Source organism: Tetragenococcus halophilus subsp. halophilus DSM 20339 (assembly GCF_003841405.1).
GTDB lineage: Bacteria > Bacillota > Bacilli > Lactobacillales > Enterococcaceae > Tetragenococcus > Tetragenococcus halophilus.
This window is the reverse complement of the sequence record NZ_PXYA01000001.1, coordinates 914,262-928,064: the sequence shown is the minus strand read 5'-3', so window position 1 is coordinate 928,064 and position 13,803 is coordinate 914,262. Positions and strand designations below refer to the sequence as shown.

Here is a 13,803-nt window from a genome sequence, read left to right as displayed (position 1 = left end):
ATTTGTTACATTTTGATAATTTTTTGTATCTTTATCAAATTAGTTTTATTTAAAAACTAGTTAAATGATTGATGATTAACAATAAAAGACGGCTACAAAACTTTATAATTTGGGGATTTTTATTAGTAAAAACTATTTTTGATAAACGTTTGACATTTTATATCGGGTATAGTATAAATATAAAAGCGATTTCGTTTTAACGAGAAATTTAGTAGATTACGTTATTTAATTTTATATAACAAAAAAGAGGAGGTATTAATAAAGCGCTTTAAAAAAGAGATTTAAGTGAATTTAGTAGCATGTTATAGGTTTATAGATAATAATTATTATAGTAATTTACACTAGTGGTGCATTAATATGATCAGAATATTCAGATTTTAACTTTTTTCTAAAAAATGACAAAAAAATCAAATGCTTGCGCAAAGGATGACTTTTCCAGAAAAAAATTTTCATTATTTATCTGAATACTATTGCAACAACGACAAATGCTATTTCGTCACGTAGGAACGAGCAACACCCATAATTCTTCAAAAGGTTGAAAAAGCAAGTGTTTCAATAGACGCTTGATTTGAAAAGGAGATTTCTTACTTCCTGTCTCCACTTTGAGTAAATACGTCAGTAGACTGGCAATCATGGCGAGAATGATTTGATTGCTTACCCCTTTTTCACTGTGGGAAAATAGCTTTTTTATCGTCATATGTTGCTTGATGTGCTTAAAAAATAGTTCAATTTGCCAACGAGCTTTGTACATGTCGGCCACTTCTTGGGCGGTCACATCAAAACGGTTAGTGACAAAACGTAATTGTTTTCCCTTTTCATCCTGAATCGTCACTAAGCGAAACGGGGAGGTTAAATAAACCTGCGTACCTAACACCACCATTTGGTCACGCAAAATGTTTTTACTCTGAGAAGTATCATAAGTTTCTCTGACATGGATTTTGGTGTTTTTCTTCACTCTTGTGACGAAAAAATAGCCATCGGCTTCCATTTCATCCAGTCGCTCGTAATCAATATAACCACGGTCAAAGATATAGGTCGCTTCCGGTTGATTGACAAAAACTTCTAAGTGATTGTCATCATGTTCAACCGCATTCGTGACTTCAAACTGATCCGGATACAAGTGTTCTTTATCCATAAAACAAAGTTTTAAGTGAAGCTTGATCCCCGCTTTGGTTGAGCGAAAGTCCGCCCAAGGATATCGAGTGGTATTTAACGGAAAGGTAGAAGAATCCACGAGATAGAGCGCATTTCGTTTAGTCACCGGTGTTTTTGACCGTGCTTTTTCCAGTAACTGTGCGAAAATCGCCCACAAAATTTCGTCATCCATCTGGGCGAGCTCACGGGAAAGCTGCGAATGGCTGATGGCATCTAACGCCATGGTCTGTTGTAGATCAGGGGAAACAAATGCCGTATCCATTTCACGTAAACTTTCACACTCATGATCGATGCCATAGAGAAACACCTTCAAAAAGTGTTCAAAAGCAAATTTTTTATGATACTTGTCGGCTTGAGAAATTTTCTCACGAATAGAAAAAGGTAATTTTTTGAAATTTATGTTCGAAAACCATTTATTAAAAGCTGAAATTGTTTTATACTTATCCATATTAAGTTCCTTTGTATTGGTCTTGGATAAGTCATCCAAGCTCAGTATAAAGGATTTTTTTATGAATGAAAATAGTGTGAAACATAAAGAGCTAATTTAAAATGTTTCATGCACCACTAGTGAGTAATTTATTATTTTAGCAGTGTTTATATGAGTTATTTGTTCAAATATATCGATCGCAATAAATTTTTGTTATTTATTGTACGAAAAAGGGAGTTAAATAAAAATGATGCAAAAGATTCAGCGTTTCGGAGGAGCAATGATCGCTCCAGTTTTATGATTTGCTTTTAATAGTATTGTATTAGCATTTGCTATTGTATTTCAGGATCCTGAAATTATGGGTGGATTAGCGGCTGAAGGGACTTTTTGGACGGATCTTTGGTCCGTTATTGAAGCTGGAGGTTGGGTTGTCTTTGACCACATGGAACTACTATTTGTTATAGGCTTACCTATAGGTTTAGCAAAAAAAGCCAACGCACGCGCGTCTTTAGAAGCTTTTATCATTTATATGACTTGGAATGCATTTATTAATGCTATATTACAAGTTTGGAACTTTGGTGTAGACCTTAATGATACTGAAGCTCTTGGTGTAAAAGCAATCGGAGGTATCGAAACATTAGATACCAATATTATTGGTGCCCTTTTAATTTCTGGTATGGTTATCTGGTTACATAATAAATTTTATGATACACCACTACCTGAATGGATTGGAATTTTCTCAGGATCTGCTTTTGTGGTTATCATAGGTTTCTTTGTGACACTGCCTTTAGCTTTTTTAACTGCTTGGTTATGGCCGATGTTACAAGGTTACATGTTCCAATTACAAGACTTGCTAGCAGGCAGTGGCACAGCTGGTGTTGGATCTTTTGTTTTTCTAGAAAGAATACTTATTCCAACGGGACTTCATCACTTTATTGCTCAACCGTTTAAATATGGGCCAGCTGTTGTTGATGGTGGACTCACCAATTTTTGGTTTGAAAATTTAGCTGATATTTCAGATTATAGCGGTACCTTAAGAGATCTTGTACCTCAAGCTGGTTTTGGTTTAAATAGTATGCCGAAAGTGTTTGCTCCGATTGGAATTGGCGCAGCATTTATTGCAACATCTAAACCTGAACAAAGAAAACAAACGATCGCTTTAGTTGTACCAACAGCAGTTACTGCTGTTTTAACTGGAATTACAGAGCCTTTTGAATTTACCTTCTTGTTCTTGGCACCGCAATTGTATGTTGTTTATTGCTTACTAGCCGCGGCAATGGCAATGACAGTATATGCTTTTGGTGTTTCATTAGTCTTAGGTGGTGGACTAATTCGTTTTTCCCAAGGTTCATTATACCTTTATCAACCAATCATATGGACGCTATTATTATATTCTTTATTGTTGGTTTAGCTTTTTCAGCGTTGTACTTTCTTATTTTCCGCTGGTCAATATTGAAGTTTGATATCAAGACGCCTGGCCGAGATGTCACTGGGGAAGTGAAGTTGCATACCAAAAAAGACTATAAAGCGAAAAAGGCTGCAGAAGCCAGTAACGATCAAGAACCAGTAGCTAGTGGAACATCGCCGGTAAGACAAAGTAATAACCCTAACGCTAAAAAAGCGACGCACTTTTTAGAAGGACTGGGCGGTTCGGAAAATGTCACAGATATTAATAATTGCGCAACTCGTCTTCGTGTATCAGTTGCTGATGAAAGTAAGATTTTGGATGACGCATTCTTTAAAAGTGGTGGTGCTCATGGCGTTGTTCGTAATGGTACGGCTATTCAGGTAATCGTGGGATTAGATGTGCCGAAAGTAAGAGAATTCTTTGACGAGATAGTTGAAGATGAAAGTTAATGAAATGAATTTTTATGATAGTATATACTTGAAAACAAAAATTAGAAAATTATCGTTGTTAGAGGTGCAATATGAAAATACTTTTGCTATCAGATATTCATAGCAATGCTGTTTCGTTACGTAAAGTTTTAGAAAACGAAAAAGATGTAGATAAAATTTTATGTGCTGGAGACCATGTGGATTATGGGCTTTATCCCAAGGAAGTATTGTCAATGGTTGCTGAGTACAATATTACCAGTGTTAGAGGGAACCATGATGATCATATGCTTAAAACTTGGGAAGAAATAAAACAAGGTGTAAAGCAAGATGAATTTAAATGGATTCATCATAACGCGGATATTTTAAATCAAGCAGATATTGACTTTTTAAGAAGTTTTCCTAAAACAATTTCTTTTGATTTAGGTAACATAGGTTACGTACTTCAACACCAATGGAAAGAAAATTCCTATGAAACCATTCAAAGCGAATATCATTTTGATCAATTTTGGGAAGAGCATTATACAGGAAGACTTCAGGGAAATTTCGAAAAAAGAATTATTTTTGGTCATACTCATAGACAAGGCATACATTACGTTAATAATAATAAGCTTTGGCTTAACCCTGGGAGCTTGTCGTACAGAAGACCTGATGATCCTACAAAAGATGCTCATTATATGATTCTGCAAGATGAAAATATTATATTTAAACAAACCCCTTACGAAAAAGCTGAATTGATGAATGAAGTAAACAAGTGGAAAGGAAAAATTAAGCAAAAAGATATGGACGTTGCTTTGTTTTTCTTTGGGGAAGATGAGAGATAAATTAAAAAGTTGAGATGGATCCTTAAAAATCCATCTCAACTTTTTTGTTAATTATTGATAAATAGTTTTTTAGGATTATCTTTGGTCTTTCTTCCAAGTACTAATAACGTTTGATATAATAGCGTTATTATATGAAAAAAATTAGGAGGGGACTAAGTGAAAACTTTATCTTCACCAGTAGTTTATGAATTTGATTATTCTAAACATGCTTTCGATGAAATTACAAAAGAAATTCCAAATAACAAATTGAAATACATATTAAACTACCCTACAGTTTATTTAATCAATGATAAAATAAATAAAGAAAACTTCTCTGTCTATGTTGGAGAAACAACAGATGTTAAACGTAGAACGATTGAGCATATTCATAGAGATGTTCAACAAAATAATAGCTGGGAGAAATTTGCAAGTTCTGAAACATCGAAAATGTTAGTGATCGGTCATGATCATTTTAATAAATCCCTTACATTAGACATTGAAAATAAATTAATGCAATACATGTCAAGTGTTAATGCTGTAAATTATATTTTTAATAGACGTTTAAACCAACAAAATGAATATTATACATCGGATGAAGTAGATGATATTTTTTCTAAAATATGGCAAAAACTTCATCATAAGAATAAAAAGCTGTTTCCTGCAGAAAATATTATTCGCGATTCAGCTATTTTTAAAGCTTCTCCATTTAACAAATTAAAAGAAGAACAATTGGATGCTAAAAATAAAATTATAATGAAAGTCGAAGAAGCGATGAATCGGCAAGAAACTGGTCAATTGATTTTAGTAGAAGGAGAAGCAGGGACTGGGAAAACAGTTTTAATGAGTAATTTATTTTATGAACTTGAGCAAATTTCCAATGGGGAAGAAGAAAATATTTTATTGAATCAAATTTCTTGCCATTTATTAGTAAACCACGAAGAGCAACTAAAAGTTTATAAACAGATCGCAAAAAAACTTGGTTTAATAAAAAAAGAAGACTCAGATATTGTTTCTAAACCAACACGATTTATTAATAATCATGAACCAAAGGAAAAAGTGGATGTGGTAGTGATTGACGAAGCGCATCTTCTTTGGACTCAAGGAAAACAGTCTTATCAAGGAAAAAACCAACTTGAAGATATTTTAGAAAGAGCTCGAGTAGTTGTAGCAGTCTTTGATAAAAACCAAATACTTTCTAGAGAGCAATTTTGGGAAGAAAAACAGCTTTTGGAAATGGCACATCAAGCTAATTTAAAGGGGAATTATATTGAATTACAAAATCAATTAAGAATAAACGCTAATCAGCATACTATTAATTGGATAAGAGAAATAATAGATAAACAAAAAGTAAAAAACATCCCTAATGATGATAATTATGACTTAAAAGTCTTTAATACTGTTGAAGAAATGTATGAAGCAATAAAAGAAAAAGCTAAGAATGAAGATTATGGTATTTCACGGATATTAGCGACTTTTGATTGGGATTATAAAGATAAGACAAAACCCGAAAATGAAGATTATTGGAGAGTTAAGGTCGGGAAATGGTCGTTACCGTGGAACTTACAATTAAAATCTGATAAGCGTAGAGGAATTCGTCATAAAGATTTATCTTGGGCAGAACAAGCTCAAACGATCAATGAGGTGGGTTCAACCTTTACTATTCAAGGTTTTGATTTGAACTATGCTGCTGTTATTATTGGTCCTTCAGTCAAATATAGAGATGGTCATCTTATATTTGATAAAAGTGCTAGTAAAAATAAAAAAGCAATACAACGACGTAAGTTAAATAATGAAATGCAAGATGTTTCAAAATCATTGCTAAATAACGAATTGAACGTGTTGTTAACTCGAGGAGTTAATGGTTTATATATTTATGCTGTTGATCCAGAATTGCAAAAAGCTCTATTAAAAGCACAAAAGGGAGAGATTTAAATGAACGATGATGAAAAAAGATTGAATAAAATTAATCAATTTAGGGACGATCGAAATTGGCGACAATTTCATAACGAAAAAGATTTAGCGATTTCAATTTCCTTGGAAGCATCGGAATTATTAGAACTATTTCAATGGAAAAGTTCATCTGAAGTAAAAGAAAATAAATTAGATAGAGTTCGAGAAGAATTGGCGGATGTTTTAATTTATGCATATATGATGGCAGATAATTTGGATTTAGATATTGATAACATTATTAATGAAAAATTGAAGCAAAATGAAGAAAAATATCCTATTAGTAAAGCTAAAAATAAAAATGACAAATATACAGAGTTGTAAAGAGCGTATTAAAAATTAATAGTTTCTATTGTTTAAAGGGTAATAGAGACCTTATGAAATAATAAAAAAATTATAATAAGTCGTAATAGGGAAGTGGGAGAAAAATGGACAATTTGTTTGTGTTGTTATTGTTGGTAAGTTTTATATGTTTAATACTTGGTTGTTATCGTCTAATAAGAGAGGTTATAAAAAAAGATGGGAAGTATTTAAATAATAAGCGGTTAATTCTTTGTTCTTTGTCTGCTGGAGTTATTGCGTTAGTTGGAGTAGGAATTACTGCACCTGAGGAAGTAGAAATTAGCTCTACCGAAAAAACTATAGAAACTACGAAAATGAGTACACAGTCGTCATCCGAAATACAAGCTTCGGAAGAAAAAAGGCAGGAAAAGTTAGCTGAAGAGAAAAAGCAAAAAGAAGAGGAAGAGAAACAGAAAAAGCTAGCTGAAGAGAAAAAGCAAAAAGAAGAGGAAGAGAAACAGAAAAAGCTAGCTGAAGAGAAAAAACAAAAAGAAGAGGAAGAGAAACAGAAAAAGTTAGCTGAAGAGAAAAAACAAAAAGAAGAGGAAGAGAAACAGAAAAAGTTAGCTGAAGAGAAAAAACAAAAAGAAGAGGAAGAGAAACAACAAAAACTAGCTGAAGAAAAACAAAGAAAAGAAGATGAGGAAAAGCAAAAGCAGGTTGAAGCACAACAAAAAGAAAATGAACAAGCTCAGCAAGTACAACAGGAAGATGACGTTGCAGAAATGGTTTATGTAACTCCAACTGGAGAGAAGTATCATACTCATCCACACGGCAATGGAGATTTTTCTCAAACTACTCTAGAAAACGCTAAGACGAGAGGGCTAGAACCTTGCAAGGTTTGTTATTAAGAGTGAAAGGAGGTATTAGTGTGAAATTTGGCGTTAGAAAACCTAATATTAAAAAATTAGTAGCCTCAAAGACTAGCGGCAAATCAAAGCTCAAAGCAAAGAAATCCATTACGCCTACATATGGCAAAAAAGGTACAGGAGCTATAAAAAGCCCAACACGTTCTACAAGAAATAGAATCTATAATAAAGGAACAAAAAATTTTTTTTAAATAAAAACTATGTGGATTTAATCTAATAGTAAATGTAATTAACAAAGAAAGGGTATTTAAAATGAAAAGGTTTATAAAAGGGTTATTGTTGGGTACGTTAGGTTTAACATTTCTAGTTGGTTGTAGTTCAAAGGTCTCTGAGGATGATTTAAAAGAAAATAACTGGTCTATTGAACCTGATGAAGAAGATGTACCCAATATGATCGCATCTTTTTCTGATCATGTGATGACGTTAAAAGTTGATGTTGACAGCATGGAATCAACGGCTACTGATGAATGGGAACAAATGGGTGAAGATTTTGCTAAAGAATTAGCTAGTGAGATGGATTTTAAATTTGAATATACATTAGATGATGATCAAATTACGTTGCAAGATACAGATAACGAAGATGAAAGTAATACATTTGACGTTTCTGAGGAAGACGATAATATTACTTTTACGCCGACAGATGGTTCAGACGAGGATGTTGAAACGATAACGTTGCAACCTAGAGAAAGCGAAGAGGATTAGGAGGTGAACGTGGGAAATATCGACGTAAAACCGCATAGGATATAAAGCAAAGTAAAAGAAGACCCAGTATTCTTTAGCTTTTTGTCAAATAGCTATATAAAATAGGCATCGATAGAGTCTTGAAGTGGAACTCTATCGATGCCTATTTTTATTGTAATTATTAACACAAAACAGAAAAAATAACCGTTTTAATTCTCTAAATAAACTCAAGACAATTTATAGTATACAAGCTAACAAATTTTCTTGTTTGACTAATTCAAACTCAATCATCATAAGTATCAAGAATTTCATTAAAAGCTTTTATCAAAGTTTCTTTTTTAGGATTGCGCTCAATTTTTTGAAGTAGCTCATTTGTTTGTTCATCATTTTGTTCAAAGGCTTGAAAAAGTGTTGTAAGGTTGACATCTAGTGCATTGGTAACCCTTATTAAAGTACCGAGCGTCCAATTACGTTGTCCTCTTTCTAATAACCCTATTTGGTCCGAGGTTAAGCCAGTTAAATCACCAATTTTTTGCTGGGTCAAGCCAGCTTTTTCTCGATAAGCTACAAGTTGTTTGCCGATTTCCCTTTCTTGTTTTAACTTCATCAAAATTCTCCTGTTATTTTATTTATAATGAGTGCTAAATAGTCACGTATATAATTAAGTTAATTATAGTTTTTTTAACTCAGTTGTTACACATATTAATAATACGTTTTTTTAAATATATATTGATTAATAATATATTTAAGGTTATAATTAGTTCGTAATTATATCGGTTAACTAATTATTAGTTCGTTTGCATATGAAAGCGGTAAAAATATTAATAAGGGGAGTAACTGAAATTAGCGGGCTTAACCAAGCTTTTTCTTTAGTTTTAGCTAGAGAAAGGTTTGGGTTTATTTTTTATGCAAAGACAATAAGTTAAGAATATATATATGAATTAATAGTCATTAACTGATAAATAAAACAAAAGGGGGGAAGGCGGAGACCATCATAGTTTAGGTTATATAACCTAATTTAATTTACGTGAACTAATATAAATTTTATAAAAAGGAGAAAAATTATGAACAAATTTAAAGTTGTAGCTACTACAGTTACTTTTGGAAAGTTTAACGATGCACCTGTAGAACGATTAAGAGAAGCAGGTTGTGAAATCACTACAAACAAGAAGGGCAGACCCCTAACTGAAGAGGAAATTATCCAACGATCAAAAGGAGCAGATGCTTTGATTGTTGGAACGGACAAGGTAACAAAAAATGTAATAAATAATCTGGATGATTCGGTTAAAATTATTGCAAAACATGGCGTTGGTTTTGACTCAATTGATTTAGAAGCTGCTAAACAGAGAAAGATATTTGTCACAAATGTTCCAGGTGCTAATAGTAATGAAGTTGCAGATTTAGCTATTGGTTTTCTTATTTCCTTAGCTAGAAATATACCAATTGGAAACAAAGAAGTTCGTGAAGGTATCTGGAATAAACGACCTGGAATAAGTATGAAAGGTAAAACAATCGGTGTGGTTGGTACGGGGGCTATTGGTTCAGAAGTAATTAAAAGAACTACAGGTTTTGACATGAAAGTACTTGCTTATGATTTAATACAAAATCCTGAAGTTATTGATTTGGGAGCGGAATATGTGGACAAAGAAAAATTACTAAAAGAATCTGATTTCATTACATTGCATATTCCTGATACGCCAGAAACACATCATTTTATTGGAAAACATGAATTAGAAGTAACGAAGGAAAATGTGCTTATTGTTAATGCTGCTCGCGCTGGATTAGTAGATCGTACAGCAATAGATAAAGCATTAACAGATGAAAAGATTAGAGGATATGCTATTGATGATTACGAAGAAGAACCAACGCCGTACTTAGAGATCTTTAACCATGATAATGTAATTGCTTCTCCGCATATTGGTGCGACTACAATTGACGCAAATTTAACTATGGGCAATGGAGCTGTTGATTGTGTCTTAGCAATAAAGGATGGGAAACGCCCTCCTGAAAAGAACATTAGAAACGGGATGTGATTAAGTATGAAATTTGACAAAAAAGATCTTTTTGAAATGAATAGATGTTACACGATCGCTCCTGTAAACATAGATAACAAAAATGGCTTTGCTTTTGCAAGTGACGGCAAAGATGCCAAAGGAATAGCGTTTTTAGGGGATAACTTTGAAGAAAGAGAAACGCTTTGGGAAAACGCTGGTGGTTGTATGAGCATTAAACAAATACCAGATAAACAAAACGAATTTTTAGCTATTCACGAATTTTATCTAAAGAAGTCTCCTAGTATATCTAAGATTGTATGGTTAAAAAAGATAAATGATGTTTGGATGAAAAAAGATTTAATCCATTTTCCCTTTATTCATAGGATGGATATTGTAGAAATAGATAGTACCAAATTTGTTATTTTTGCAACAATTTCTCATTTTAAAAAGAACAAAGAGGATTGGCAACTTCCAGGAGCTGTCTATGCATTTGAACTTCCTGATGACTACTCAAAGGATTTTTATATTAATCCAAGTTTGGTATTTGAAGGTTTATATAAAAATCACGGCTACTTTAATAATGGCATGGGAAAGTTATATTTTTCTGGTGTTCAAGGAGTAGTTGAATTAAACTTAATCGATTCTCGAATAGAAAATTGGCAAACTTCTATGATTTACAATGGGCCAACCAGTGATTTACTTTTGTATGACCTAGATAAAGACGGTAAAGAAGAGCTGGTTAAAATTGATGATTTTCATGGTAATACAGCAAGGATCCTTAAAAAAAATGGACAAAATGAATATAAAGAACAATTTTCATATTCCAACGGAGCAGAAATTATTCATGGTCTATCAGTAATAGAAATTAATGAAACTCCCACACTGATAATTAGTGCCAGGAAAGGCACAGCAGAGTTAATAATTATTCAATATCGGAAAGGAGAATATATAAAAGAAGTTGTCGATTCTGGATTAGGTCCAATTAATGTTGCTGCAGCAAACTTCAATGATGAAATCTACATTGGTGCAGCCAATCATACAACGAATAAAGCGACTGTTTATAAATTAGCTAAGGATTAAGCATCTACGTTTATTACTTAAAAATAAGGGAGGAAATATAATGTCATTAATTCCGTCTATCCTATTTAATAATGTCTTTGATCCTATTTCCAGAAATGAAGCAGAGATTATGAGTTATTATAGAGATTTATATGATATTTACGAATATAAATCTCTAGAAACAAGACTGATTTTTGATAAAGAAATTAGAAAAGAATTTGCTGAGTTTGTAAGTAGAAAAAATGTTAGCGTAACCATCTGGTCCACCAGTAATTTAAACAATAAAAAGCTATATCTGGCTGATCCAGATGAAGAAAAAAGACAAGAAGCTGTCCGGTATATGAAAGAGATTATTGACTTATCAGTTGAATCCAATGCAGAATTTATTGGTTTTACTAGTGGTAAGAAAATATTATCCAATTTAGAAATGAACAAACAGATTCAGAACTTTGAAAAATCAATCATAGAGTTAATAGATTATGTTGAGCAATATGAACAAATTGAACTTCTTCTGGAACCTCTAGATACGGATGCAGATAAAAAGTTTGTTGTAGGAAGTACAGATTATGTGCTGGATTTATTCGAACGATTAGAAGAACAAGATAAACTAAATAAGTTATCAGTTTGTATAGATACTGCACATATTGTTTTGAATAATGAATGCGTTATCAAAAGCATGAAAAAATTAAGTAAATACTCGCAAAGAATTCATCTAGCAAATGTTGTGTTAAATCAAGAGAGTGAACTGTTTGGTGATAAACATCTTCGGGTGGGTACCCCAGGTTTTTTAACTCAAAATTTTGCTACTCAAATGTTAGATGAAGCTGATGGATTAAAGTTTAGATCTGAAAAAGTATATGTAGCTATCGAAGTTCGAGGACAGGAAACTGATGATTTATTTAAGTTGGAAAAAGAAAATCGAAAATTCTTATTTCAAGCATTAACGAATAAAGCTAATAATAAATAATAGATGGAGTGAAAAACATGGCAAAAAGATTAGAAATTTTAGTAGTTTGTGGAAATGGAGCAGTAACATCTACTGTTGTATTGAATAAAATAAAGGACGCCTTACAAAAAGAAGGGATACAAGCAAAGATTACTCAAAAACGTGTAGCAGAAGGTGCACAAGCATTAGAATCAAAAAAATTTGATTTAGCAGTTTCTACCGCAGGACAAAATTTTGCTCAAGATTCTGATATTCCCGTATTGAACGGTGTGCCATTTTTGACGGGAGTAGGGCAAGAATCTGTAATTTCCCAAATTGTAGAATTAGCTAATGATTAAGTTAAAAGTTAAGGAGGATAATAATGGGATATTTTATGGACATATTTGAACAAATTATGGGGACATTTGGCGCAGCAATTATCCTACCAATTTTTATCTTTATAGTTGAACTTTTACTTAAAATTAAGCCTGGACAGGCATTTAAGTCAGCTATTTATATTGGGGTAGGGTTAAATGGGTTAATTTCAATATTGAATCCATACTTTTTAGGCGCCATGGGCGAAGCGCTTACCGAAATGATAACTACACAAGGTATACAGCTTCCTTATATTGATACAGGATGGGGCGTACTATCTGCTTTATCTTATTCCACAACGATTGGCGCAGCGATCATCCCGGTAGGCTTGATTGTAAATTTCATACTTATTCGGTTTAATCTCACGGATACACTCGATATTGATGTATGGAATTACTGGCAATGGGCGTTTATCGGTACATTAATTTTTTACCAAACAGGAAACTACCTAATGGGCATAACAGTTGCAGTTTTAATGGAACTTATTTGTATTGCTTTAGCAGATTTTGCGGCACCAAGGATGCAGGAATTTTTTGATTTACCTGGAATTTCATTTCCACACGGCTCACTTATTAGCGGTACACTGGTGGCTATGATTTTAAGGTGGCCTTTGGAAAAACTAGGTATTTTTAGAATTAAAATAAATTCTGAATCAATTCAAAGACGTTTTGGAGTTTTCGGTGATTCTGTAGTTGTAGGTTTTATTATTGCATGTGTCATTGGTTTAATTGCTTATGCTGGACAGTATGGCACGATGGAGACTTGGGCTAATATTTTAACAATGGGTATTGCAACAGGTTCTTTCATTTATTTATACCCTAAAGCAACTGGAGCGCTTTTAGAAGGATTTAACGTATTGAATGAGCGCGCACGAGATATTATTACAGCTAGAGGCGGAGATAGAGAATTAGACTTTGGTATGGACGGAGCTTTAGCTATCGGTCATCCAGATACGATCACTACTGGTTTACTTTCAATGGTCATTACTGTCGCAATGATTTTTTTCCTTCCGGGAAATGAGTTCCTAATGTTAGGCGATTTAGGAGTGACTCCATTTTTCCTAGCTGCAGGTACTGTCGCAGTGATGAATGGTAACCTTATTGCTTCAGTAATAACCAATATTGTTTCCCTCGGGATTACTTTTTACTTTTCCACTTGGATTTCTCCTGTCTTTAACGGTATAGCACGTCAAATTGGAGGAATTGATGTAGAAGCTGGGTCAGCTTTAGTAGGGGCCGATATTAGACCAGTTGCGGGAGTTGCTTATTATTTAGGACAAAATTGGATTCTAATTATAGTATCAATTATCGCCATAATAGTATTGATGAAATATGTACGAAATAACAACAAAGTTCGTGAAATTCTAACAGGACACAAATTTTCAAAAGAATAA

15 protein-coding genes are annotated in these 13,803 nt (G+C 33.0%); 13 read left to right on the top strand and 2 right to left on the bottom strand.

Annotated features, from left to right (window positions below; all coding sequences use genetic code 11):
* Positions 1–496: 496 nt before the first annotated feature.
* The gene (locus C7K42_RS04385; RefSeq protein WP_014123848.1) at positions 497–1,603 is read right to left on the bottom strand and encodes an IS4-like element ISTeha5 family transposase; all 1,107 of its coding nucleotides are present in this window, start codon (positions 1,601–1,603) and stop codon (positions 497–499) included.
* A 337-nt stretch (positions 1,604–1,940) separates the two neighbouring features.
* Between C7K42_RS04385 and C7K42_RS04380 the strand changes: the two genes are divergently transcribed.
* The 8 genes from C7K42_RS04380 to C7K42_RS04350 all read left to right on the top strand — a co-directional run bounded on the left by C7K42_RS04380 (position 1,941) and on the right by C7K42_RS04350 (position 8,078).
* Positions 1,941–2,993 (top strand): PTS transporter subunit EIIC, encoded by a 1,053-nt coding sequence (locus tag C7K42_RS04380; RefSeq protein ID WP_307718928.1) that lies wholly within the window; start codon positions 1,941–1,943, stop codon positions 2,991–2,993.
* Between the two features lie 41 nt (positions 2,994–3,034).
* The gene (locus tag C7K42_RS13360; protein WP_307718927.1) at positions 3,035–3,439 is read left to right on the top strand and encodes a glucose PTS transporter subunit EIIB; all 405 of its coding nucleotides are present in this window, start codon (positions 3,035–3,037) and stop codon (positions 3,437–3,439) included.
* A gap of 71 nt (positions 3,440–3,510) precedes the next feature.
* Positions 3,511–4,239 (top strand): metallophosphoesterase family protein, encoded by a 729-nt coding sequence (locus C7K42_RS04375; protein ID WP_061841378.1) that lies wholly within the window; start codon positions 3,511–3,513, stop codon positions 4,237–4,239.
* 156 nt (positions 4,240–4,395) lie between these two features.
* Complete coding sequence (locus tag C7K42_RS04370) at positions 4,396–6,150, top strand: DUF2075 domain-containing protein (RefSeq protein WP_061841377.1); 1,755 nt, start codon at positions 4,396–4,398, stop codon at positions 6,148–6,150.
* Complete coding sequence (locus C7K42_RS04365) at positions 6,151–6,489, top strand: nucleotide pyrophosphohydrolase (RefSeq protein WP_061841376.1); 339 nt, start codon at positions 6,151–6,153, stop codon at positions 6,487–6,489.
* A 104-nt stretch (positions 6,490–6,593) separates the two neighbouring features.
* Positions 6,594–7,358, top strand: coding sequence for a hypothetical protein (locus C7K42_RS04360; protein WP_103099963.1), 765 nt, complete (start codon positions 6,594–6,596; stop codon positions 7,356–7,358).
* Positions 7,359–7,378: 20 nt separating this feature from the next.
* The gene (locus tag C7K42_RS04355) at positions 7,379–7,567 is read left to right on the top strand and encodes a hypothetical protein (RefSeq protein ID WP_061839854.1); all 189 of its coding nucleotides are present in this window, start codon (positions 7,379–7,381) and stop codon (positions 7,565–7,567) included.
* A gap of 61 nt (positions 7,568–7,628) precedes the next feature.
* The gene (locus tag C7K42_RS04350; RefSeq protein ID WP_061839855.1) at positions 7,629–8,078 is read left to right on the top strand and encodes a hypothetical protein; all 450 of its coding nucleotides are present in this window, start codon (positions 7,629–7,631) and stop codon (positions 8,076–8,078) included.
* A gap of 262 nt (positions 8,079–8,340) precedes the next feature.
* Here C7K42_RS04350 and C7K42_RS04345 read toward each other — a convergent pair whose 3' ends face one another.
* The gene (locus C7K42_RS04345) at positions 8,341–8,664 is read right to left on the bottom strand and encodes a helix-turn-helix domain-containing protein (RefSeq protein ID WP_061839856.1); all 324 of its coding nucleotides are present in this window, start codon (positions 8,662–8,664) and stop codon (positions 8,341–8,343) included.
* 457 nt (positions 8,665–9,121) lie between these two features.
* Between C7K42_RS04345 and C7K42_RS04340 the strand changes: the two genes are divergently transcribed.
* The 5 genes from C7K42_RS04340 to C7K42_RS04320 are packed head-to-tail and all read left to right on the top strand — an operon-like array spanning position 9,122 to position 13,803.
* Positions 9,122–10,090, top strand: coding sequence for a phosphoglycerate dehydrogenase (locus C7K42_RS04340; protein ID WP_061839857.1), 969 nt, complete (start codon positions 9,122–9,124; stop codon positions 10,088–10,090).
* Between the two features lie 6 nt (positions 10,091–10,096).
* Positions 10,097–11,131 (top strand): hypothetical protein, encoded by a 1,035-nt coding sequence (locus C7K42_RS04335; RefSeq protein WP_061839858.1) that lies wholly within the window; start codon positions 10,097–10,099, stop codon positions 11,129–11,131.
* 40 nt (positions 11,132–11,171) lie between these two features.
* Positions 11,172–12,077: a sugar phosphate isomerase/epimerase family protein gene (locus C7K42_RS04330; RefSeq protein ID WP_061839859.1), complete on the top strand. Its 906-nt coding sequence runs from the start codon at positions 11,172–11,174 to the stop codon at positions 12,075–12,077.
* A gap of 17 nt (positions 12,078–12,094) precedes the next feature.
* A complete protein-coding gene (locus C7K42_RS04325; RefSeq protein ID WP_082786879.1) occupies positions 12,095–12,394 on the top strand; it encodes a PTS sugar transporter subunit IIB in 300 nt (99 codons plus the stop codon).
* Between the two features lie 23 nt (positions 12,395–12,417).
* Positions 12,418–13,803, top strand: a complete 1,386-nt coding sequence (locus C7K42_RS04320) for a PTS transporter subunit IIC (protein WP_200811718.1) — start codon at positions 12,418–12,420, stop codon at positions 13,801–13,803.